General features: G+C 45.5%; 15 protein-coding genes. 1 reads left to right on the top strand and 14 read right to left on the bottom strand.

What is annotated here, in order from left to right:
• Nucleotides 1-189 precede the first annotated feature (189 nt).
• The 14 genes from MHH63_RS07330 to leuC form a co-directional block, all read right to left on the bottom strand.
• Complete coding sequence (locus MHH63_RS07330; RefSeq protein ID WP_036685687.1) at nt 190-1,212, bottom strand: substrate-binding domain-containing protein; 1,023 nt, start codon at nt 1,210-1,212, stop codon at nt 190-192.
• A complete protein-coding gene (locus tag MHH63_RS07325; RefSeq protein ID WP_341171347.1) occupies nt 1,209-3,038 on the bottom strand; it encodes a sensor histidine kinase in 1,830 nt (609 codons plus the stop codon). The genes MHH63_RS07330 and MHH63_RS07325 overlap by 4 nt, the downstream gene beginning before the upstream one ends.
• 2 nt (nt 3,039-3,040) lie before the next feature.
• Nucleotides 3,041-4,693, bottom strand: coding sequence for a response regulator (locus MHH63_RS07320; protein ID WP_341171346.1), 1,653 nt, complete (start codon nt 4,691-4,693; stop codon nt 3,041-3,043).
• Nucleotides 4,694-4,887: 194 nt separating this feature from the next.
• On the bottom strand, nt 4,888-5,352 hold the full coding sequence (locus tag MHH63_RS07315; protein ID WP_232061416.1) for a GNAT family N-acetyltransferase: 465 nt from the start codon (nt 5,350-5,352) through the stop codon (nt 4,888-4,890).
• A complete protein-coding gene (purT, locus tag MHH63_RS07310) occupies nt 5,342-6,532 on the bottom strand; it encodes a formate-dependent phosphoribosylglycinamide formyltransferase (RefSeq protein WP_076183965.1) in 1,191 nt (396 codons plus the stop codon). Before purT ends, MHH63_RS07315 begins: the two co-directional genes overlap by 11 nt.
• Before the next feature lie 149 nt (nt 6,533-6,681).
• On the bottom strand, nt 6,682-10,368 hold the full coding sequence (locus MHH63_RS07305) for a dynamin family protein (protein ID WP_341171345.1): 3,687 nt from the start codon (nt 10,366-10,368) through the stop codon (nt 6,682-6,684).
• 344 nt (nt 10,369-10,712) lie between these two features.
• Entirely contained in the window at nt 10,713-10,979 is a 267-nt protein-coding gene (locus tag MHH63_RS07300) for a hypothetical protein (RefSeq protein ID WP_036676334.1), read from the bottom strand.
• A 32-nt stretch (nt 10,980-11,011) separates the two neighbouring features.
• Nucleotides 11,012-11,692 carry an endonuclease III gene (gene nth / locus MHH63_RS07295; protein WP_036676333.1) on the bottom strand — a complete coding sequence of 227 codons (681 nt, stop codon included), beginning with the start codon at nt 11,690-11,692 and terminating at the stop codon, nt 11,012-11,014.
• Nucleotides 11,693-12,005: 313 nt separating this feature from the next.
• Nucleotides 12,006-14,738 (bottom strand): S-layer homology domain-containing protein, encoded by a 2,733-nt coding sequence (locus MHH63_RS07290; RefSeq protein WP_341171344.1) that lies wholly within the window; start codon nt 14,736-14,738, stop codon nt 12,006-12,008.
• A gap of 87 nt (nt 14,739-14,825) precedes the next feature.
• A complete protein-coding gene (locus tag MHH63_RS07285) occupies nt 14,826-15,485 on the bottom strand; it encodes a GerMN domain-containing protein (RefSeq protein ID WP_341171343.1) in 660 nt (219 codons plus the stop codon).
• Nucleotides 15,486-15,601: 116 nt separating this feature from the next.
• Complete coding sequence (locus MHH63_RS07280) at nt 15,602-17,044, bottom strand: N-acetylmuramoyl-L-alanine amidase family protein (RefSeq protein WP_076127574.1); 1,443 nt, start codon at nt 17,042-17,044, stop codon at nt 15,602-15,604.
• Between the two features lie 150 nt (nt 17,045-17,194).
• Nucleotides 17,195-18,787, bottom strand: a complete 1,593-nt coding sequence (locus MHH63_RS07275) for an N-acetylmuramoyl-L-alanine amidase family protein (RefSeq protein WP_341171342.1) — start codon at nt 18,785-18,787, stop codon at nt 17,195-17,197.
• A 186-nt stretch (nt 18,788-18,973) separates the two neighbouring features.
• On the bottom strand, nt 18,974-19,576 hold the full coding sequence (leuD, locus tag MHH63_RS07270) for a 3-isopropylmalate dehydratase small subunit (protein ID WP_076127570.1): 603 nt from the start codon (nt 19,574-19,576) through the stop codon (nt 18,974-18,976).
• A 29-nt stretch (nt 19,577-19,605) separates the two neighbouring features.
• Entirely contained in the window at nt 19,606-21,030 is a 1,425-nt protein-coding gene (leuC, locus tag MHH63_RS07265) for a 3-isopropylmalate dehydratase large subunit (RefSeq protein ID WP_076127568.1), read from the bottom strand.
• An 851-nt stretch (nt 21,031-21,881) separates the two neighbouring features.
• Between leuC and MHH63_RS07260 the strand changes: the two genes are divergently transcribed.
• Entirely contained in the window at nt 21,882-22,793 is a 912-nt protein-coding gene (locus MHH63_RS07260; protein ID WP_341171341.1) for a LysR family transcriptional regulator, read from the top strand.
• The last annotated feature ends 32 nt before the right edge of the window (nt 22,794-22,825 follow it).

Raw genomic sequence — 22,825 nt, 5'->3', positions numbered from 1 at the left:
ACCTCCTGTTTATACTTCTTTTTTTTGGTTTAACCCTGAATTCTCTCGGGCACATCCATATTATGCCTTAGGTGAAAACGGTTTCGAATATAAAATCCTACTCACTTTTATAAAAATTCTACTGAACCCAAAAAACGAATACCTCCCATTTTAAGGATGGCATTCGTCTTTTCAAAAATAAACCGTCCACTATCTGACGAAGGGAAATAACAATTTCTGATTCTCAGGCCATAGCATATTGTCCAAATCAATGAGTTTAGTGCCCGTATCGACACGTTCAGGAACATCCATTCCTTCGATTACCTCAACGGCATGTTTTACGGCTAAATACCCGTTACTAAAAGGATTTTGGATTACGGTCGCTTGAACCGTACCCTCCTGCAGCAACTCCATCATTGACGGGGAGCTGTCGAACGCAACCATTTTAATATTATGCAGCCCTCGGCTCTGGATAGCTTTTGCCGCCCCCTGTGAAGCTGTCTCATTCAAGCTGGCGATCCCGCGAAGATTTGGATGTTTCAGCAGCATTAACCGTGTCAGCTCTTCAGCATCACTAATACTCGAAGTGGTATAAGAAATCTCTACTACCTGTATGTTCGGATATCGGGCAGCGTAATTTAAAAATCCCTTTTCCCGCTCCTCCGCGTCCCTAGCACCATATTCAATGCCGTTTGAAGACTCCTGCTCCGCCCCCAAAGATGAATTTGTGAAGTTAATGATGCCGACCTCCCCGTATCCATTTAGCAGCTGAATGAGTCTTTCTGCAGACTTTTGTCCCGCTTCATAACCGTTTGAACCCACATAGGCTCTTACTCTGGCCGAACCGACTTCTGCATCCACAGACAATACGGGAATCTTGGAATATGCCGCCCGATCAACCACTTGTGCAAGTCCCATATAGCTGCTGGCAGCTAAAATAATAACGTCCGCTTTTTCTTTAATGGAGTCCTCAACCATTCTGACCTGTTCCGCAATATCACTCTCAGCATTCGGAGCTTTGAACGTTAGTTTCACATTAAATTCCTGTGCCGCGGCTTCTGCACCCAATCTAACTGTATTCCAATAGTCACCTTTGTTCATTTTTACAATAAGATGAATATTGCGGGTTTTGTTCGTGTTGATATAATTAGGTGCCGAATTAAAACAAGAGGTGATAGTTGTCCATAACACCACACATACCAGCAGGGTTAGCCAAAAACGAACGATTCTCATACCGATGTCTCATCCTCCTCCTGTCCAGGATTGCCCTCGCCTGCTGCGAGTGCCGGGAAGATAAGAGTAACCGTAGTGCCTTCTTCAATTTCACTTTCAAAAGAAAGACCATAATCACGCCCATAATACAGCTCAATACGCTCGTTAACATTTCTAACGCCTACCCCGGAGCCATGCATACTCTTACTGCCGCCTGTTAAAAGAACCTTCATAGTCTCCTCGGACATTCCCAGTCCATTATCACGAATGCGGATGATGACAAGATCATCCTTCAGCTCCGCTTGGATCGAAATAAAACCTTCATCAGGCATCATTTCAATCCCGTGATACAGAGCATTCTCCACAATAGGTTGTAAAATTAGCTTAATCGTCTGACACTGCAGCACTTCATCCTGAGCCTCGATCTCGTAGCGGAACTTATTTTTGAACCGAAAACTCTGAATCACAAGGTAATGACGAACATGATCAAGCTCTTCCTGCACGGTAATCATATTATTCCCTTTACTAAGGCTAATCCGGAAAAACTTCGATAAGGACTGAATCATCGTGACTACCTCCTCAGTCTTGCCGCGTTCAGCGAGCCGGATCACAGAATTCAGGGTATTGTACAGAAAGTGCGGATTGATCTGGGATTGCAGTACTTCAAGCTCACCTTTACGTTTGGTTTCCTGTTCATAAATAATCTGATCCATCAGTTGGCGGATACGTTGCAGCATAAGGTTAAACCGTTTGGACAGCTGTTCCACCTCATACGCCCCACTGACATCTATTCGGGTGTTGAGATCCCCTTCGCCCACCTGCTGAAGCGTCCGTTCCAGCTTGCGGATAGGGCGGGCAATACGTGCAGACAAAAAGACAGATACAATAATTACACATAAAATGACTACCGCTAAAAACCAGGATAAAAAAGTGTTTAGATCACGTTTGGTGGTTACAATCTCATCATAATAAGCCACGCCCACGATCTTCCAGCCTGTCTGTTCCAGTGTTCTTACGGTGATAAACCGTTTTTCACCCGTAGACTCATCCAAATAGCTACGAAAAGCATATTCCAGTACTGGCTCCACATTCTCATATTTTAAGCCAGCGTAAATCAGCTGCTGCTGGGGATGGTACACAATATTTCCTAGCTGATCGAGGATGTAAGCGTATCCTCTTTTGCCAAGCTTAACCTGCTTGCTCAGCTCATCAATGGTTCGAAAGTTAAAATCCATCAGCAGGATGCCGGTTTTTAAGACTCCGTTCTCCTTATATTGAATTAATTTGCTGATAGACACGACCCAGATATATTGACCTTTGAACAAATTCTGAATATGAGGTGCGGAATAGGAGAGCTCTGATGTTCTTTGCGCCGTCGTAAACCAGCTCTGAGTCTCCAGCTGTGTGTTGCTGCGCAGCTTCTGACCGGGTGTACCCACGACATATTTCCCCTGTGGTGTAAAAACAGCCGCCGAGACCAGATCCTCTCTGCTCCCCATTAGCATAGCCATTCTTTCCGTCAATAAAGCGGAATCCACGGAAGGGCTATTCGTAATCTGCTCCTCCGCTGTCTCAAAAATATTGCGCATTCCCTTAACATAAAGACCCAGATTGTAATTCACTTGCTCAATGATCTGCTGCATATTCATATTGGCATTCTCTTCTGCGGTCTTGGCAAACTTGTTGTACAGCATAAGGCTGACAACGACAGCTACCAGCACGGCAACAGATGTAAAAGTGAGTGTAATCGTAACTTGAATGCTTCGGAGCTTGGAGGACAACCGACGTTTTCCGCCTTTGGGATGCTGCGGTCTTAGATGAAAGGAATAAGGTTTATCCTTCAGCATCTTTACCCTCCTCTGGAGCTGTTTTTATACTCTTTAGGAGATTGGCCATATTTTTTGCGGAAACAAAAGCTGAAATAGTTAGGATCGGCAAAACCTATTTTTTCTGCGATTTCAAAAGCCTTCAGCTCCGTGGACCGCAAAAGTTCCTTGGCTGCCTCTAACCTAATTTGCAAAAGATAACTAACGAACGTCATTTTCATTTCCTTCTTAAAAATACTGCTAAAATAGCCGGTACTTATATGTAAATGCTGACAAACCTTGCCGATAGAAATATCAGATTCAACATAGTGGCTGCGTATATATTCTTTAGCTTCATCAATAAGCAGCTTATAGGAAGATTGACGTTCTAATGCAATCGTATCCATTAAACCGCTACAGACTGCAATAATCCATTGCTTGGCTTCGGCCATACTATTAAATTTATTGATGGCAGTTAGCGACGAAATGCCAGAACCAATATACTTTGCAGCCTCACTGCCGGATTCTTTAGCCACTCGCAGGATAGATGTAAAAATCTCCAGCAAAAAAATCTGATAATCCTGTGTAGACACCTGCTCTGCGTCAAGACCGGCAAATAAATCCTCAACAACCTCTTTGAGTTCTTGCACCGTACCTAGTTTAATCGTCCGGATTAAGGATTGCTGGGTTAGTTCATCATAGGTTAGCAGTGTGCTGGAACGTGACTCAACGTCCTCAATCCAGATCACCCGGTTATTGCCGAGAATAAGCCGATAATCTAATGCCTGCAAGGCATCCCCAAAAGAATTAAATAACAAAGCAGGCGATGAACAGACCGTTCCGGAGCCTGCCGTGACCGTCAGCTTCAGAAAACGCTGTACGTTCTGGCGGATTTCTTCAAGAAGCTCAAAAGTCTTTCCAGTGATATCAGTTTCTTCCCCTTCTTCATGGATTGTGAGCAATACGACCTCATCACGATGAATGAACACCCTTCCAAAACCATGCTTCGAGCATATTTCTTCAGCAATATTCAGCACAGCGAATAGCTGTAAATTCTTTTCACCAGTGTCTCGTAAAGAAATTTGTCCGCCTGTTGCACCCCCAGCAGATTCTCGCTCAGGACGAATATAATCCACACTAATTACCGAAGCCTGAAACCACCGTCCCGTTAATTTTATACCATATTCAGTGCTTTTCTCAGCAATTTCATCCGTACGCAATCTACGCGAAATAAGGGACGATAAAAATTGCTCCCTTAACACAGGCAGACTTTTCCGGTAATGCTCACTGAGTACAAATACATTTTCTTTTTCTGCAATTTCAGCCTCGATAGTGGCTCTAACCTTAAGCAATACTTCAATTAATTCCTGTGAAGAGAACGGTTTCAAAATATACTCATCAATTTGCAATTTTATCGCCTTCTGAGCATATTCAAATTCATCATACCCAGTCAAAATGATAATCTTAGTGTTAGGATGATGACTACGAATCCATTCAGCCAGCTGAAGTCCATTCATAAAAGGCATTTGGATATCGGTAACTACCACATCCGGCAGCAAACGGTCTATGGCATCCGCAGCTTCCCGTCCATTCTCCGCCTGCTCAACAATCTCAAATCCGTAACCCTCCCAGTCAATCTGCCCGATAACGCCTTCCCTAACGTCTTCTTCATCTTCAGCAAGAACTAGCTTATACATGTCTCATCCCTCTTTGGAAACGTTTTAGATGTCATAAATTTTATTGTATATGATTCAAACCAATCCATCTATGGTTAAGTTATTTAAATAGTTTTAGGTATTAATATATTAAATACATATAAAAAAAGAGTTCCAGAGCAAAAAAAAACCATCCCGCCGTAGCTGGGATGGGGATGATCGGTAACCTATAAGTATTATAGCAACGCTTTGTTAAAGCGATAGCCTGCTGTCTTTTCGAAACCGATATGACGATAAAAAGCATGTGCCGGTGCGCGTTCTACGCGGTTGCCACTTCTAAGGAAAAGCTGACAGCAACCTTGCTCACGTGCCCATTCTTCTGCTGCGGCCACAAGTCTTTTACCGAGTCCGTTTCCTCTGAGTTCTTCTGATACGATAAGTGCAGTAATCTCAGTGATACAATCTGTCTGTTTGTAATACGAGCTTACCTGTCTAAGGCCGATCATACCCACAACTTCATTGTTCAGCTCTGCTACAAGTGTGCATTGGAGATTGCTGTTCTCCATGCTTTCCAGTCTCTCTTTCATCACGCTTAGCGTTGTTGGATAGCCGAATTCCCGCAGAAGCGCTGTAACTCTCTCCAGATCATTCAAGCCGCATTTGCGAATTTCCAGTACAGGTGCCATGGTACTACTGTTCATCCTCATATACCTCCACTTTTAGCATAGACGCCGCCTGCTTGGCTATCGTCCGCGCGATTTCCACATCTTCCGCCGCACTTAACGCTACTGCCATCCGCCGACCAGGACGAACTTCCGGTTTACCAAATACGCGAACCTGAGTCCTAGGCAGTTCCAAAGCTTCACCAATTCCGGTCACAGCAAAGGCTCGTCCTTCTCCATCAGCCTTCAGCGTAGCTGAGGCACCAGGTGTCAGCAATTGTACTGACTGGACAGGAAAACCAAGAATAGCTCTGACATGCACTGCAAATTGAGATAAATCCTGCGTCGCCATCGTTACCATCCCCGTATCATGGGGTCTAGGTGACACTTCACTGAACAATACGCCTCGATCTGTCAAAAAAAGTTCCACTCCAAAAATACCGAAACCTCCGAGCTGATCCGTTACTGCTTTTGCAATAGATTGCGCTTCTTCAAGCAGCTCTGGCTTCATAAAGTGAGGCTGCCAGGATTCCACGTAATCTCCATCCTTCTGAATATGTCCAATAGGTGGACAAAATACCGTACCAGACACAGATCGAACCGTCAAAAGAGTAATCTCGCTCTCAAAAGTAACAAAAGCCTCCACGATAACCCGTGTTCCTTTAGCTCTCGCTCCAACCAAAGCAGTGTTCCAGCAGTTTTCTGCATCCTCAGGGCTTTTGCATACGCTCTGACCCTTGCCAGAAGAACTCATAATCGGCTTAATGACACAAGGAGTACCTAGCTCGGCTATAGCTTGTTGCAGCTCTTCCAGACTATCCGCAAAACGGTAATCAGCAGTTGGCAGTCCAAGGTCTTCAGCCGCAAGACGACGAATCCCTTCTCTGTCCATGGTCAGCCGAGCCGCCCGCGCCGTCGGAACAACGAAAAAGCCTTCTTCTTCAAGCTCTTGAAGAGCATGAGTGGCAATTGCCTCAATCTCCGGAACAATGACATCCGGTTTCTCAGAGCGAATCAGCGCTTTCAGCGCCTCTGCATCCAGCATATCAATTACATGTGAACGATGAGCTACACCCATCGCCGGTGCATCGGTATAACGGTCTACAGCTACGGTCTCTACGCCAAGGCGTTGAGCTTCAATTATGACTTCCTTACCCAGTTCCCCGCTGCCCAGCAGCAACAGCTTGCGGCTTTGAGCTGAAAAAGGAGCTCCCCACATTGTCGATTCCAACCTCTTTCGGCAAATTGACTGTCTCGTTTTTATGAATTTCAGAAAACGTAACAGTTTCATTGTATATTTTCAGGCTTCTTTATTTTCATCCATCATACGCCAGATTGCAAGTGTTCTTCGACATTTTCCTACAAACTTCACAGAACTTTGTCGACTTTATCAACGAAAGTTTGTTCTAGACGTGATAATTGGTGGCTTATTTGGCCCCAATGATCTGCAGTCTCACCCCCTTTAAGGAGATCTAACATCGCTTTCTCTTGCTCCGCAAGCCCTTCTTGCAGGCTTTCGGCAGCAGATTTTAATTCTCTGCTGATATTCTCAACGTAATGAGCGATTAATTTTTCCTTCTGCTCTGCCGCTGCAAGATTAACCGCTTCTTTCAAAAGCGGCTCTGCCGCACCTTTGACCAACTCCCGCCCAGTTCCCTCAAAGAAATAACGCGGGGATTTGAAATGGCCCCATAAAGCGGACCACTGCACAGGCTGAAGCTGGCATTCCAGATCCTTAGGAGATGGCCAAGCCTGCTCCTCATTCTCCATAAGATGAAATTCCTCCGTGGAAAAGAGTAGCTCTGTAGCTGCCGCTTCAGCAGCTTCATGTACAAGCCTGCGTCCCGTGCTCTCTAGCCGCAGCGTTGTTGCCCATAGCTCTTGCTCAAGCTCGCGCTGAGTAGTACGCATTAGTTCGGCACCACAGGCAGAGAAAATGGCTTTTAAATTCCCTGCATCCTCACGCAGTAAGGAGGGATGAAAAGATTCCTGAAAATTTCTGTTGAAGGAGAAGCTAATCCGCTGGCACACATGATAGATCAGTTCTTCACTTTCATGAATAAGATCTCTGCTAGGACGTTCCTCAGTCTCCAAAAGAGATAACCGCTTCATGGCGAACTGCCGCCTTTCCTGCAGTTCTTTTAACCCGGCTTCACGCTCGTTCGCCGCCTTGGAAGCCAGATTCTGCCATTCCTCAGCCCGGCGCCGAACCGATGCGATGCTCTCAGCAGCTGCGTTAAGTGAAAGCTGTGGAAGCTCATCACCAGCAAAGCTGGATAATGCTTGCTCAAATTCATTGAAGCGGGAGGTTTCATAAAGATCGTGATTATGTTGAATTTTAGCTTCTAGAGCAAGCAAGCTGGACAAAGCATAGATTCTCGGAGACCGCAAACCTCCGGCACGCAGATTTTGAACGACATGTGCTTTAACCTCATCTAGTTCTTCTTCGCTTGAAGCGAGATCGGAGGCATTAATAATAAAGAACATTTTATCGAGAGAAAAGCTATCTTTAATGCGGCCCAGCTGGGCCAAGAGGCCGCGATCCGCCTTCGAAAAGGCGTGGTTATAATAGGTCACAAAACAGATCGCATCCGCATTTTTCATGTAACTAAAGGTTACGCCAGTGTGGCGTGCATGCAGTGAATCTGCTCCTGGTGTATCTACGAGCACAATCCCGCTCTCCGTCAAAGGACAGGCATAAAATAGGTCAATCCCTTGCACGAAGCAAGCCCGGGTCTCTTCCGCAACTAGGTTTCGATATTCATCCAAATCAACCGTCCGCACCGTTCCTAATAGCGGCTCAGCTTCAGCCCAACCGGATGCTGCGGCTCTTAGAAATCCTGCATGCGGCAGCGCAGAGGGGTGAATTCCCCGTGTTGGCAGGCTCGCAAGTACTGCTGTCCACGTATCCTGTTGCGGCTCTCCAAGCTGCAGCACGCTGAAGGAATGGCAGATGTCATCCCAGAAATCCGCCATGCTCTTCATCGTTACAACCGCGCTGGCATGGCGGAAGTCTCCTTCCGGCGCCAATATGCGGTTAACTGCGGCCGTGGCAGGGTGTGGCGACACGGGCAGTACTTCTTCGCCGAGCAAAGCGTTGGCGAAGGAAGATTTGCCTGCGCTGAACGCACCGAACAGCGCAAGGGTGAAGCGGCCGCCGGCGAGATCCTCCGCCCGTGCGGCCAGACTGCGCGCCGCCGATGCCATCGCTGGCTCGCGGCGCAGCAGCTCTGCCGCAGCCGCCAGCGCGTCAGCGGCTGCCGAGAGCCGGCGGCGTCCGCCCGCCGGCGAAGCCGTTCCCGCCGCCCAGCTTGCGGCGGCGGCACTTTCAGCCGCGGCGCGTTCGCGCGGCTGGGTCTCCCGCGGTGCGGCGCTCTGCGCAGCCGCACGCGGGGTGACCCTCACCTCCGGCAGGATGCCGGGGGTGAGGGTCCGGCGCGGCGGCAGCAGCGCCGCTAGCTCGTGCGCGCGGGCGTCAGCCGCGCGGTCCAGGGCGGCTAGCGCGCGGGCAGCGCTCGCCTGCCGCGTAAGGGCCTGATCGCGGCGCTGGAGTTCCGCGCGCTGCTCCTCGATAAGCGATGGCAGCTTCGCCAGCAGCTCATCGCCAACTAACAGCGCAGCGCGGCGGAATTGGCTCTTCAGCTCTGCCGCAAGTGTGCGGCAGAAATTGAGCAGTGCCTCGCCGCTATTCCCCGTTCCCGGCTTAACTGCAGCCGCCAGCCATTCTTGGCTCACCGCCGGGAACCCTTGCTTCAGAGTCGTCTCTGCCTCTTCTGCCCACAGTCCGAGATTCTCCGCCCATTGACGTACCAGCTGAATCAGATGCCATTCCAGCTGAGCGGAAACCTCTCGGACCAGTAATCCTTGCCAGGCATCCAGTCGTTTGCCTTGCTCCTTCTCCCGCCGTCCGGCTGTAGAGAACAAACCTAAGCGGAAGCCTGGGCTGACACTCTCCACATAGCTCCCTGCCGCCTCTCTAACATCCGCAGGCATTAAGTTAGCATTATTGAGTAAGGCATCAAGATCACTTCGCAGGCTAGCTCGTGATTGCTGAGGCAGCTCCTCAAGCAGTGCCTTCTCTTCCTCCAACGATTTCAGCTCATCCATCACAACTGTAACCTCTGCACCCTCTAGCTCAGCTAAAAGAGTTTCCCGTTCCTCCTGCTGATCTTCACGGAACGCGGTTAGCGAAGAATCTGCTGTATGATGAATGGAACGTGACAAGCTATATTGAAGCAATTGTTCTCTGTGCTCCAACAGCTCTGTTATAAGGTTCAGCAGATTATCCCAATGATTGTGTGGGTGCTCTTTCATTTTGAGTGAGGTAAACAGAATCCCCGCACAATGAATCCCCCACTGCTCAAAAGCATTTTCAAGCTGGCGTTTATATTCTTCAATGGAAATTTCTTGTTCTCTGTGCTTGTCTATCTGATTAACAATAAGATAGAGCGGTTTGCCCCAGTCACTGAGATTTTTGGCAAAAGCCAAATTATTCTCTGACTGAACATGGTTATAATCCATAACATAAAAGACGACATCAGCTAAATGCAGCGCGGAACGAGTGGCCGCCTGGTGGCCATCATCCGTCGAATCCACGCCAGGCGTATCCAATAGAACACCATGCTTCCCTATAAGAGGAATCTCATTCCAGACTTCAATCGCGGAATATTCTCCGCCATTTCGACAATATTCCTGTAATCTTTCTGGTGTTGTCTCTACAGGGGTAGATTCATTTTCACTTCCCTCAACCCTTGGATAGATAAGCACTCGTGGAGCCCCGCTGCGAATAGAAACAATATTGGCACTAGTCGGCACAGGTCCGGAAGGCAACACTGAGCTGCCGCATAAAAGATTAATCATGCTGGATTTCCCTGCCGAGAAATGCCCACAAAAAGCAAGGGTCAGTTCATTCCCACCCTCTTTATTTTGTAAATCTTCATATATTCGTTCAGCACTCTCATCGCCCCAGTGGCGCATTAAATCTTTCAGCCGGGAAAGCTGCGATGCTGTTTCACTTAATGTTTCTCTCTGAATTCTAACCTGTTCCGCTCCCACAGACATTCCACCTCCACAGTTACCTTCTAATCATGCACTGATCTTAATCCATTCATGAATACTGATTTAAGCTCTTTTTTATGCAAAACTTATATAGGTGCAATTTCTGAACTTTAGCGCGGAACATTTTTTATAAATAATAATTACAGTTTATCACCAGTTTGACACAAATTAAATACACACTACTTACAAAATAACCTATCATCTCCTACGAAATGATACCAAAAAAGAAGCGTGGTTGTCGTCCTGTAAAGCCAACAGTCGTTTCTCGTAGAAATATAAGGATATTCAATAAAAAAAGGAGCCAGCCCCAAGGGCCGACTCCATTTCAGGTCACTTCTCAATTATGCAGTTTCCAAAACAGGCAACAGAATTTCAAAAACTTTTCCGTGCTGCAGAATAGTCAATCCACGAGATTTGTCTCTCATTACGACAACCTCTGGTTTTACAGACATACGCTCCAGATAGTGCTCAGGCACATCACCGGAATGACTGATCGTAATGCCCTCTACTTCTTGCTCTTCATTTTCTTCCAACGGGCTTTCCACTACGCGGTCAAAAATATCCGAGAATACCTCAAAATTATCTGTGTATACAGAAATGCATTTCATCTCTATCCCATCCTCTTCTTCAACTCTAACTTTTAACTTTTTGGCGTATGATCTTTAGCTTTCCTGACGACAGCCGTTTTCATACGTTTTTTGCCCTCTCGACATACATCAAGGAGCGGACAAACCTGACATTTTGGATTCTGAGCCTTACAGTGATATCGTCCGAAAAAGATTAGCCGGTGATGCGTGAGCGTCCATTCATCACGTGGCACAGCCTTCATCAGCTTTTTCTCCACTTCCAGCACAGAATCTTTCCAGCCTGCCAAAGCAAGTCGTTTAGCAACCCGCTCCACATGAGTGTCCACAGCAATGGCAGGAACTCCAAATGCGTTGGATACTACTACATTAGCGGTTTTACGACCTACTCCTGGCAACGTTACAAGCAAGTCATGTGCCTCAGGCACTTCTCCGCCATACTGTTCTATGAGTATAGAGCACAGGCTTTGGATATGCTTAGCTTTGTTACGATATAAGCCGATGCGCCGGATATCCCCCTCCAATTCCTCCAGCGGCACAGAAATATAATCGATGGGGGCTTTGTACTTTTGGAACAGGTCCTCGGTCACTTTGTTCACCGTTGCATCCGTACATTGGGCTGACAGCAGCACCGCTATTGTCAATTCAAAAGCGTTACTGTGATTCAGCTCGCAATGTGCATCCGGAAACAAATCTCCAATCGTATCCAAAATGTGGCGGACGTCTGCAGCTTTCATAGTGTCCCCTCCACGGAGCAAAAACGCTCAGAAAATTCTATCGAGCGTCTCACCTCAAATGTTAGAAATATAAGCAAAGTATGTATTATAACGTATGGATTCATACATTTCAACACATACGATACTGGCATTATATTTCAAGTATTAACGCCTGGATTGTCCTAATAAGAACAGTAAGCGTTTAAGCGAGAAATATAAGACATACAGTATAGGAGCAATACTTATACTTTCTTATATTTCAAAAAAAACGTCTTGACGCAGGTAAAGCCCCCTGTGTCAAGACGGTGATTCACTCAGAAATCCACCATTGCAACTATTGTTTCACAATTTCAACCAAAATATCATTATTGAAATACATTATAATATTATCATTTTCTTTCAAAGATTGCACGGATAAAGTCGAATCTCCCTGATGAATATAAACATTAGCAGGAACAAAGAATTGATATTTATCGTTCAAATTAGGTCTCTTCGTCACCAATGAGTTTGTTGCACTCTCATAACGTGAGAATGTTCTACTGAGCTGAGACATAATACGAATCGTTGTAGATCCATCCGGATCCTTGCGAATCTCTACTCTGTCCCCTGCCGTCAAGTTGCTAAGAGCAGTCGTTGTCGAGCCGTCACGAATGATTTTGACTCCTCCACTTACCGCTAAGGTCTGTGCAGCTCCAGTATAATCCTTCACGACTACGCTATTCCCAGCGGCATCTACAGAACTTACCTGGCCTGTTGTGAGCTTAACTGCTTGAATAGCCAGCGGTGAGCTACCATCAAAGGTCACATTAAGATAATCTCCCGCTTTTAAATCCGTTAGCTTAATGCTCTCACCAGCTTCATTGGTCAATGGGATTGCCAAAGTATTAATATCACTGGTTCCCCCATTCCATTTGATGCCCAAACGGTTGGTTCCAGAATTCACGGTTGCCGCTTCAACTTGCAGCACAGTCTTCACTTTCAATACCGCTATCAGATCCTGACCTGTAGTCAGTGAAGCCGTTACATTGCTTCCAATAGGAATATCACTTAGGGAAGGACTAGTCTTACCAAAGAGATCAACAAGTTGCGGATAAGGCATCGTTAAACTTTGTCCATCATTAAGCTTCAAAACAAGAGTTTTCGACGTAGAATTAACAGCTGTTAAAGTTCCTTCGTACTTTGTGACAATTTCCAAAGACAAAGCCCGCTGTCCTATTGCCTTCAGATTAACTTTGCGGTTCTCGATAAGTTTCGCACCCATATTAGTTAAGTTAGGCAGTGCACCTTCATAAATCAGCTTTGTTTTCTCATCCAACTGAACCACATGGGCTTTTTTGCTGCTGTCCATAACTGTAAGGAGCTGCGTTTTGCTATTATAATCCACAATTGTTGCTCCACTATACTGTTCAATTTGACGGCTTAACACTTCAATTTTGGTGACTTGATCGCTACTGTTTAAGGTAACCTGAATCTTGTCCCCACCTACTGCATCAGCAATAAGATCATCAGCTACTGCTCCACTCATGTTCGGAATAACAATCGTCGGTTTAGTGCCAAGCAGTTTAACCTCACGATTTCCGTCTGCTTTTTTGTAAACAACTGTGGAGCTAGTCAGCTCGGTGAGTACCCCATCAACTGTCCGTTCAACACCTTCTGTCACTTCTACAGTGCGGATCACATTATCTTGAATCGTATATTTGACCGCATTACCTGTCTTCAAATCTGCAGGTTTCAGCACTGATGCTTGGGAGCTGAATAATGAAGTCCCATCTTCCCATTTAAAAGTTTCTACAGTACCCGCAGTATTTTTGAAAGTAATGCTTTTACCAGTAAGATCTACACTTTGAATAGTGCCTGTGGTTGTTTTGTTAACAACCCCTGAAGTCACTTGAACCTTTACTACTTTATGCGAACCACTATACGTTTCTCGTTGCAGTGAAACTACACTGTCTGTTACCAGCGAAGCAGGTTCAAGTCCAGCTCCATTTACATCCACAAAGGAAGTAGTCTCATCGTAGTAATATTCAGTGAACCCTGTTGGTGACTTTAACCAAAGCTTATTACCTGGAGCTACCATGGCGAAGTTTCCTGACAGAGTCTCTACTTGTTGTGTAGGGTCAGTCACTTCAACATAAGCCGCGTTATATGTCGCACCAATTACAGTAACCTTAGTGTAGGGTTGGACATCACTTAGATTGATTCTGCTTTCAGAGGCACTTGTGTAATAAGCAGTGCTTGCTCCCAGGGTATATGTAGAAGTCTTTCCGTTGTTATAAACGGATAGTTTCCCATCTGCTAATTGACTGATCGTTCCTGATACCGTGTTGTCGTATTCAACCGTATTGTGAGCTTCAGCACGACTGAAAAAAGTCGCCAATTGCGCACGTGTTACAGCGCCTTGCGGATCAAAACGATTTCCGTCAAGTCCATTGGCTAGGCCTAAATTAACGGCAACGTTGATGTAACCACGTTTGTTGGCAGACACTTTGGTATCATCCGCAAAGCCTGTTGGCTCACTAGCGGCCCCTGCTGCATCTGCGCTTTTTCCAAGGGAGCGGATTAACAGCTCCGCAATCCATTCCCGGGATGCTTTACGCTCTCCCCAAGAAGTCTTCAGATTATCTGGAGCCATTTCGGTTGCTTTATCGAGTAATCCTTGTTGAAAAGCTAACACAACATAATCCTTGTAATAATTCGTAACTTTAAAATCGGTAGGCAACGCTACCGCAGAAGAAGCATCCACTTTATCCTGCAGCTTCATAAACCGCAGGGCCATAAGCACTGCTTCCTGCTGAGTTACAGAATCACCCGGACGGAACAATCCATTATTTCCAACCACAATTCCTTGTGAAGCGAGTTTATAAATATGTTTTTCAGCCCAGAAGCCTGTCTTTACATCGCTAAAAATCCCTACAGATTGTGTAGTGGTTGATGTCGGTGTAGTGGCAGCTGTGTCTGCAAACACTGCACTTGCACCACCAAAAACCATAACGCCAGCCATAACAGCCGACACTGCTTTATTAGAATAAGCCTTCAATGGACGTTTTGACCTTTTTTGCGCGGACAATAGATTATTCCCCTCTCTATGACTCAAATAAATAGTATGTTTAAAAATTCGTCAGCTAGATACCTAATTCCTTTGTTGCATAACCAATTAAGAATTATCTCTAGTCATAGGATGCAATAGATCCACATGGCCCATTAGACTTTCTACCTTTTCACCATCAACTAAAACTTCGATACTCTTTACTTCCGCAAATTGAAAATAAGTTTTGGCAAGTGAAGTAATGGCAAAGGATTCTCCACCCGCACCAAGCTGAGCTTCATCTGGTTTATGAATATCCATTACGATTTGACCCTCTACGAATTTTAATGATTTCAGTTCAATTTTCCCCCACAAAGGTACAAGATCTGTATTCTCACTACTTTGCAGTACTTTGAACGTCTCTGTATATTTCTCAACATCGTCAGAGTAGTTAATCGTAGTCTTAGCAGGCACTAAATCCATAATTTGCGAATCAGTGTAATAAACTTCAATACTCTGGCTTTGCTTTTGTGTCTCATTTTCTACCGGCTTCGAAGATGGCTGAGTTTCTGCATTAGTATTATCCGCTGTCGGTTGCGGAGTGCTAGCCACTTCGGTTTCCTGATCATCAGATGGAGCTGGGGTACTTTCTCCCGCACCACTTACAACGTTTGTAGTATCTTGCTCCACTCCATTAGCAGGAGCTGCAGTAGGCTTATCTCCACAGCCAGCTATCACTAGTAGAAGTAGCGCAGCAACCCCAACCATAGTCCATTTTTGTTTAAACATTAATAAACGCCTCCTCTAGATGAATACGGGCAGACAGGTACCGCAAAACCACTTCTTGCCTTTTTATTGATAAAAGCAGAAAGCTGACTTTGCGGCGCTCGTCTGCCACTGGTCTGTTATTTTATACCCAAATATTCCTTGATCCCACTCACTATTGAAGCAGCAACTTTATTTTGTAATGCTTCCGTAAAGAGCAATGTCTCATCCTTCTTATTGCTAAGGTATCCTACTTCAAGTAGAACAGCAGGCATTTTCGTTTCACGAATGACATGGAAATTTCCGTATCGTACACCGCGATCACTAAGCCCTGTAGCCTCAACAAGATACTTATGCATTACTTTCGCTAAGGCCTTACTGGCTTCCCGCTGATAATACGTTTCTGTCCCGCTTGCCGCAGAAGATGCGGAACTGTTGGCATGTACAGAAATGAATAGATCTGCTTTTAAATTATTAGCCATAGCTGCTCTATCCTTGAGCTCCAAGAATGTATCGTCACTGCGCGTCAGTACGACATCGATATTACTTTCTTTTTTCAGCAATGCTGCTGTCTTAAGTACTATAGCTAAATTAAAATTCTTTTCGTATTTTCCTGTTACTCCTACTGCACCAGAATCTTTGGCTCCGTGCCCCGCATCCAGTACTACGAGCTTCTTGCCATCATTACCTGGCTGTGTTGAAGTATCATCCGTACTTTCTGCATTCAGGTCAATGATAACCAACTTAGAATCCGTCCCAGATACGCTGATGTTATAATTCTTAGGATAATTCAAATCAATTACAAAACGTACAGTATAAGGATTGGAGCTATAAAGCGAATACCGGACACCTGATACATCAGGATAATCCTTCACTTCCAGTTTACCATTCAGATCAGGATCAAGAACTTGTCCCGTACCAAACAGATCTGAGAAAGTGGCATTAGGAAAATCAATAACTAACCGATCCGGCCCTGTCATTACACTTACTTTTGGCTCGGAATTACCTTCCATCGCAATGCTCAAACGATTCTCACTAAAGCTCAAACCATTTATCATGGTTAAATTTTTAGTAGGATCTACCGGCGGAACAACAACTTCAGATCCACCATTTCCAGAGTTCCCATCAGAACTGCCGTTTTCATTTGAGGATCCTGGGGTAATAAGATACACGATCTTCTTCGCATTATCCCAAGTGACGGTGAGACCAAACTGCTCACTTATGAACCGTATAGGTACAAGTGTCGTATCACTCCGCAGGACAGGCGCAGTGGTAAGCTGTACTGTTTTGTCATCAACCGAAGCTGTCTTTTGATTAACAATAAGTTTGATGACCTTCCCTTGCTGTTCAATCGTCACCGTTTTGCTTTTTTGATCCCAGCCCACGGTATAACCAAGACTCTCGGAGATCAATCTCAACGGTACCATGATAGTATCATTCACATTTTCAACCGGTACTTTTTGCCCTGCAGTAATCTCTTTGCCGTCTAGATAAATCTTGCTATTCGCGGCAGCAGCATGTCCATGCTCAGGCAAAACCAACACAAAGAGCAACAATAACAACATCAAACTGAATTTCTTCATTCTTCACCTCTAAGAATCTAGTATTCGCCTGTGAATGGCGATCGTGGTGCCCCTGTCTCCGTCAACCTCAGACCTCTATTAGACGCTGGTAATCTATAAAGGTTGCGAATATATTCCATAAAAATTGAGAAATCTCACCAACCTCAAGTGTTAAAGCCCCAGATATTCCTTAATTCCGGCAACAATTTCTCTCGCTAATTTCTCTTGAAGCTGCTCACTATACATCGCCGATTCATTTCCTGAATTCGTAAGATATCCTACCTCTAGCAAGACTGCTGGCATTGTGGTTTCCCGTGTAACATGTAGGCTTTTCGTACGAATCCCGTTGTCTTTAAAACCAGTAGCGGCTAATAAATGCTTATGCATAATCTGAGCAAGAGGCAGACTATCACTGCGAGAATAATAGGTTTCACTTCCATTTATTTTATCTCTATTTGGATATCCAACCTCTAGCGAATTCGCGTGCACTGAAATAAAGAGATTCGCTTTAGCAGCCTCCGCAATTTTCACGCGATCCTGAAGCCCCAATGTAGCATCGTCAGTTCGAGTAAACACCACGTCAACTAATGCTTCCTGCGTTAACAGCGTTTGTACTTTGCGGATGACGGCCAGATTGAAGTCTTTTTCCAGCTTACCTGTGAGACTGACAGCTCCTGATTGAGTTCCGCCATGACCCGCATCTAGAACTACAATTGGCTTACCTAACGTTCCATTAGCCCCTGTGGTGTTGCCTCCGCTGTTAGTTACATTCAAATCAATCGTAACCAGCCCGGTGCTTTCATCCGTACTAAGCTGGTACGGTTGATTTCCAACCGTTTGAATTACGAATCTGACAGTGGACGGACTCACACTGAACAGTGCATAACGGATCTCAGAAACGAGCGGGTAGCCGGCAACGTCCAGCTTACCTTGTGGACCGCCAGTGGTGGTAATACCCGTAAGACTTCCAATGAAATTCGGATCGAACGCAGCACCCGGAAAATCTACGACGATTCGATCAGGGTTGCTCATTTTTGTAACGTTTGGCTTAGTAGCCCCCGACACAGCGATAATAAGTCGGTTCTCAGTGAATACTGCCCCGTTTACTAGAGGGCCTGTTGGAATTCCTGCTGTGCTTCCCGGTGCCGTAGTTGTTTGTGGAACTGGTGTCGGGCTGGGTGAAGTTACTACACTGCCAGCAGTTGTCCCGTTGTCATTTCCCGGCGTAGCACTTGGAGTTGGAGCAGGTGTATTAGTTGCTGTTGGATTGGTAGTATTCCCCTCAGGTGTCACTGCAGGATTGCTAACTTGTCCACCTGTCAAATAGACGGTTTTATCAACATTATCCCAGCCCACCTTTAAGCCGAACTGCTCGCTTACGAAACGAATTGGAACAAGTACTGTGCCGCCACTCTGCTTAGGAGCTGCATTTAAATCAAATGTCACCCCATCTGCATCAGCTGTTTTCCGTCCTACCGCCAGCTCAATGCTTTTACCATCCTGGTGAACGGTTACTTTCCGGGTCTGCTGCTCCCATAACACCTCGAATCCAAGATTCTCTACTACCACTCTGACCGGAATCATAACGCTACCATTTACATTTTCGAGTTTAATTCCTTTTGGCAAAGCAAGTTCCTGATTGTCCATAATAATTCTGCCTGTGCTGCTACCAGCTGCGGCAGCTTCTTGTCCGGTGGATGTTAAAAATAATAAAGGCAGTAACAAAAGCAGCAATACACGAAGCCCAGCTCTTCTCATTCTCATTTTCCGCTCCTTCTGCAAGTAATAGATCCTAGATAAGTATTTAGACGACAGAAATCACCAAATGTTTCCTTAATGACCAATGAATATATCGATTATAGCAAAAAAACTTCTATTTCCGACACCCGGAAATAGAAGTTTTGCGTATTTTTTGTAAAGTTTAAGAATCAGACCAGTTATATCCTCTTTTTAAGAGAATAGCTTTGCAGCATGACGCTCTTCATAAGCAGCAATTTCATCTGCATGTTGAAGGGTCAAACCGATATCATCCAAGCCTTGCAGCAGGAATTGACGACGGTGCTCATCCAGATCAAAGCTGATGCTCAGTCCGAATTCATCTTGTAAAGCATTGTTCTCAAGATCAACTGTCAGCTTGTAGTCCTCATGCTCAGCTGTCCGTTTGAACAATTCATCCACTTGCTCTTCCGAAAGCTTAATCGGCAGAATGCCGTTCTTAAAGCAGTTATTGTAGAAGATATCCGCATAAGAAGGTGCAATTACAACTCTGAACCCGTAATCCATAATCGCCCATGGTGCATGCTCCCGAGAGGATCCACAGCCAAAGTTAGCGCGTGAGATCAGAACAGAAGCCCCTTGATAACGTGGTTTATTCATTTCGAAGGCTGGATTATCGTTACCTTCTTCATCAAAACGCCATTCATAGAACAAAAACTGTCCAAATCCCGTCCGTTCAATCCGTTTCAAAAACTGTTTTGGAATAATCGCATCCGTATCTACATTTACCCGGTCAACTGGTGCAACAATTCCTGTTAATTTTTTAAAAGCATCCATAGTTTTATCCTCCCGTGTTCTCTCTAGTTCTATGAGCTGACGGCTTCCGTCTTATAATTCCAATCACGTACATCAGTGAAACGACCTTTGATCGCAGCTGCGGCTGCCATAGCTGGAGATACAAGATGTGTACGTCCTCCGCGTCCTTGGCGTCCTTCAAAGTTACGGTTCGAGGTAGATGCACAGCGTTGTCCAGGCTGCAGAACATCCGGGTTCATGGCCAAGCACATGCTGCATCCCGCTTCACGCCATTCAAAGCCAGCGTCAGTAAAGACTTTATCAAGTCCTTCTTTCTCAGCCTGCATCTTAACACGGCCCGAGCCTGGAACAACAATGGCAGTAACCTTTTCAGACACCTTATGACCTTTAGCTACCACTGCTGCAGCTCTCAAATCTTCGATCCGCCCGTTAGTGCAGGAACCGATAAATACATAATCAATCGGAATTTCGGAAATAGGTGTTCCAGGAGTCAAATCCATATATTCAAGCGCTTTTTCAGCAGCTTTACGTTCATTTTCAGTGGTGAAGTCCGCCGGATTCGGAACGCTGGAGTTGATGTCAGTTCCCATGCCCGGGCTAGTCCCCCAGGTCACTTGTGGAATCAATGTTTCCACATCAAATTCAACAACCGTATCGTACTGGGCGCCCTCGTCGCTTACAAGACTCTTCCATGCTTCTACAGCAGCATCATAAGCTTCGCCTTGCGGTACGTATTGACGTCCACGCAGATAATTAAAAGTAGTTTCATCAGGGGCAATCAAGCCAGCTCTTGCTCCGCCTTCGATCGACATATTGCAGACAGTCATACGTTCTTCCATCGACAATTCACGAATAGCTTCGCCTGTATACTCAATTACATAACCTGTGGCAAAATCAGTACCGTATTTAGCAATAACACCCAGGATCATATCTTTTGCTGTTACGCCAGGGTTGCGTTTGCCTGTAAAGCGTACTTCCATAGTCTTAGCTTTGGATTGCTGCAAACATTGGGTAGCCATTACATGTTCAACTTCACTAGTTCCGATACCGAATGCCAGCGCGCCGAATGCACCATGCGTGGAGGTATGGCTGTCGCCGCAAACGATAGTTTTACCAGGATGTGTCAACCCGATTTCAGGACCCATTACGTGTACGACGCCTTGATCAATATCATTCAGATCGAACAGTCTTACACCAAAATCAGCACAGTTTTTAGAAAGGGTATCAATTTGCTGCTTGGAGATTGGATCTTTAATGTTAAAACGATCTTTAGTTGGTACGTTATGATCCATCGTTGCGAAGGTCAGCTCAGGACGGCGAACCTTCCGGTTGCTGAGGCGAAGCCCTTCAAAAGCCTGCGGAGAAGTAACTTCATGAACCAAATGCAGATCAATATAAATAATGCTAGGTTTGCCTTCCTCTTGATGAATAACGTGATTCTCCCAAATCTTCTCAAACATTGTCTTGTTGCTCATAATTTCACCTCATTAATAGAATCGTTCATTGGAAGAGAGCGTGGAGTCTCTCTTGAATGATCTAAATATAACACCCCTGTCTTTATAATTCCAAGATATGATATCTATAAAAGTTATAGTCTGAACCTATAAGCTGAGTTAGGGGATGTTGAGGCGCAATATGTAGGAGCGAGGCGCAACCGGGATGTGTAGGAGCAATGCGCAAGCTTGATGTGTAAGAGCGATGCGCAAGCTTGATGTGTAAGAGCGATGCGCAAGCTTGATGTGTAAGAGCGATGCGCAAGCTTGATGTGTAAGAGCGATGCGCAAGCTTGATGTGTAAGAGCGATGCGCAAGCTTGATGTGTAAGCGCGATGCGCAAGCTTGATGTGTAGGAGCGTTGCGCAAGCTTGATGTGTAAGCGCGATGCGCAAGCTTGATGTGTAGGAGCGTTGCGCAACCGGGATGTGTAGGAGCGTTTAGTTGTATTTTGTACAGCTATATTCCTGTGAATCATTCGTTAATGAATATAACTGTATTTTGTGCAGCTATTTTCTTGAATTATCGCTCTATAGCTGGGAACTCTGGTTTTTAGTTGTATAGAATACACTTAAAACCAAAATCATCCCTTTTGCATACGAAATAGATGCACAGAATACAGTTATCTCATAGATACTCTCAAGATCCGGCGCAATAAATATATTGTGAGAGGATATCGGATACTTCGATCAGTGCAGTAGGGATAATTCTTGAAAACAGGCCCGGCAAATTCTGGGGAGGGAAGAAGTGAATGCTCCTTCGGGTTGCCTATACAAAACTATAATCCAATAGGATATACTTATAAGTAAATCATTTCCCTAAGGAGTCCATATATGGAACTGAGACAACTGCAGTATGTGCTGCAAATCGCAGCCGAAAAAAACTTTTCACGTGCAGCGGACAAGCTGCATATTGCCCAGCCCTCGCTCAGCCAGCAGCTTTCCAAACTGGAAAAAGAGCTCGGCGTAATGCTTTTTCAGCGTAATACCAGCTCAGTTGAGCTGACCTACGCAGGTTCTAAATTCGTTGAACAAGCCCAGATTATCATTGACGCAGTCGAGCTGCTGCGACAAGAGATGTCCGACATATCAGAACTGCGCACTGGACGTGTAGTTGTGGGCAGTATGCCGATTACAGGTGCACATCTTCTGCCGCATGTGCTTCCAGTTTTCAAACAAAATTATCCTGAGGTAGAAATTACGCTGCTAGAAGACTCGTCGATGAACCTAGAGAAGCTCACGGCAAGTGGCCAGACCGATTTAAGCCTGCTCTCCTTCCCCCTCGAAATTCCAGCTTTAGCTTATGAAGAGCTTGGAGAGGAAAGAATTGATCTTGCCGTCCCTCCTGAACATCCGCTCGCTAAACGAATCATAGATGGAACACGGACCTCACTTGAAGAGCTTAAGGACGAACCTTTCATCGTACTTAAGGAAGGTCAGGGCTTCCGCAAAATGACTGTGGAGCTGTGCCGGAAAGCCGGATTCGAGCCACGAATCGTTTTCGAGAGCAATAATATGGAAACCGTTCAATCCCTAGTGGCAACAGGTATGGGCGTGACTCTTGTTCCTCGTTTTATCGCTCGTGCACCGCGGAGTGAATTTGTTCCAGTCTACTTACCGCTCGCTGATCCGGTGCCTAGTCGTACGCTAGTTGTAGCATATCGACGCGGACGATATTTATCCAAGGCCGCAAAGGCTTTTGTAGAAACATTCAAATCAACCGTGTCTGAATTAACGGAAGAATAGAATAGATACAAATAAAGTGCCCCAGTAACCAT

This window comes from Paenibacillus sp. FSL H3-0310 (assembly GCF_038002785.1).
GTDB lineage: Bacteria > Bacillota > Bacilli > Paenibacillales > Paenibacillaceae > Paenibacillus_AQ > Paenibacillus_AQ odorifer.
Note: the sequence above shows the minus strand (reverse complement) of the source record. Positions and strands in the feature narration are given on the sequence as shown.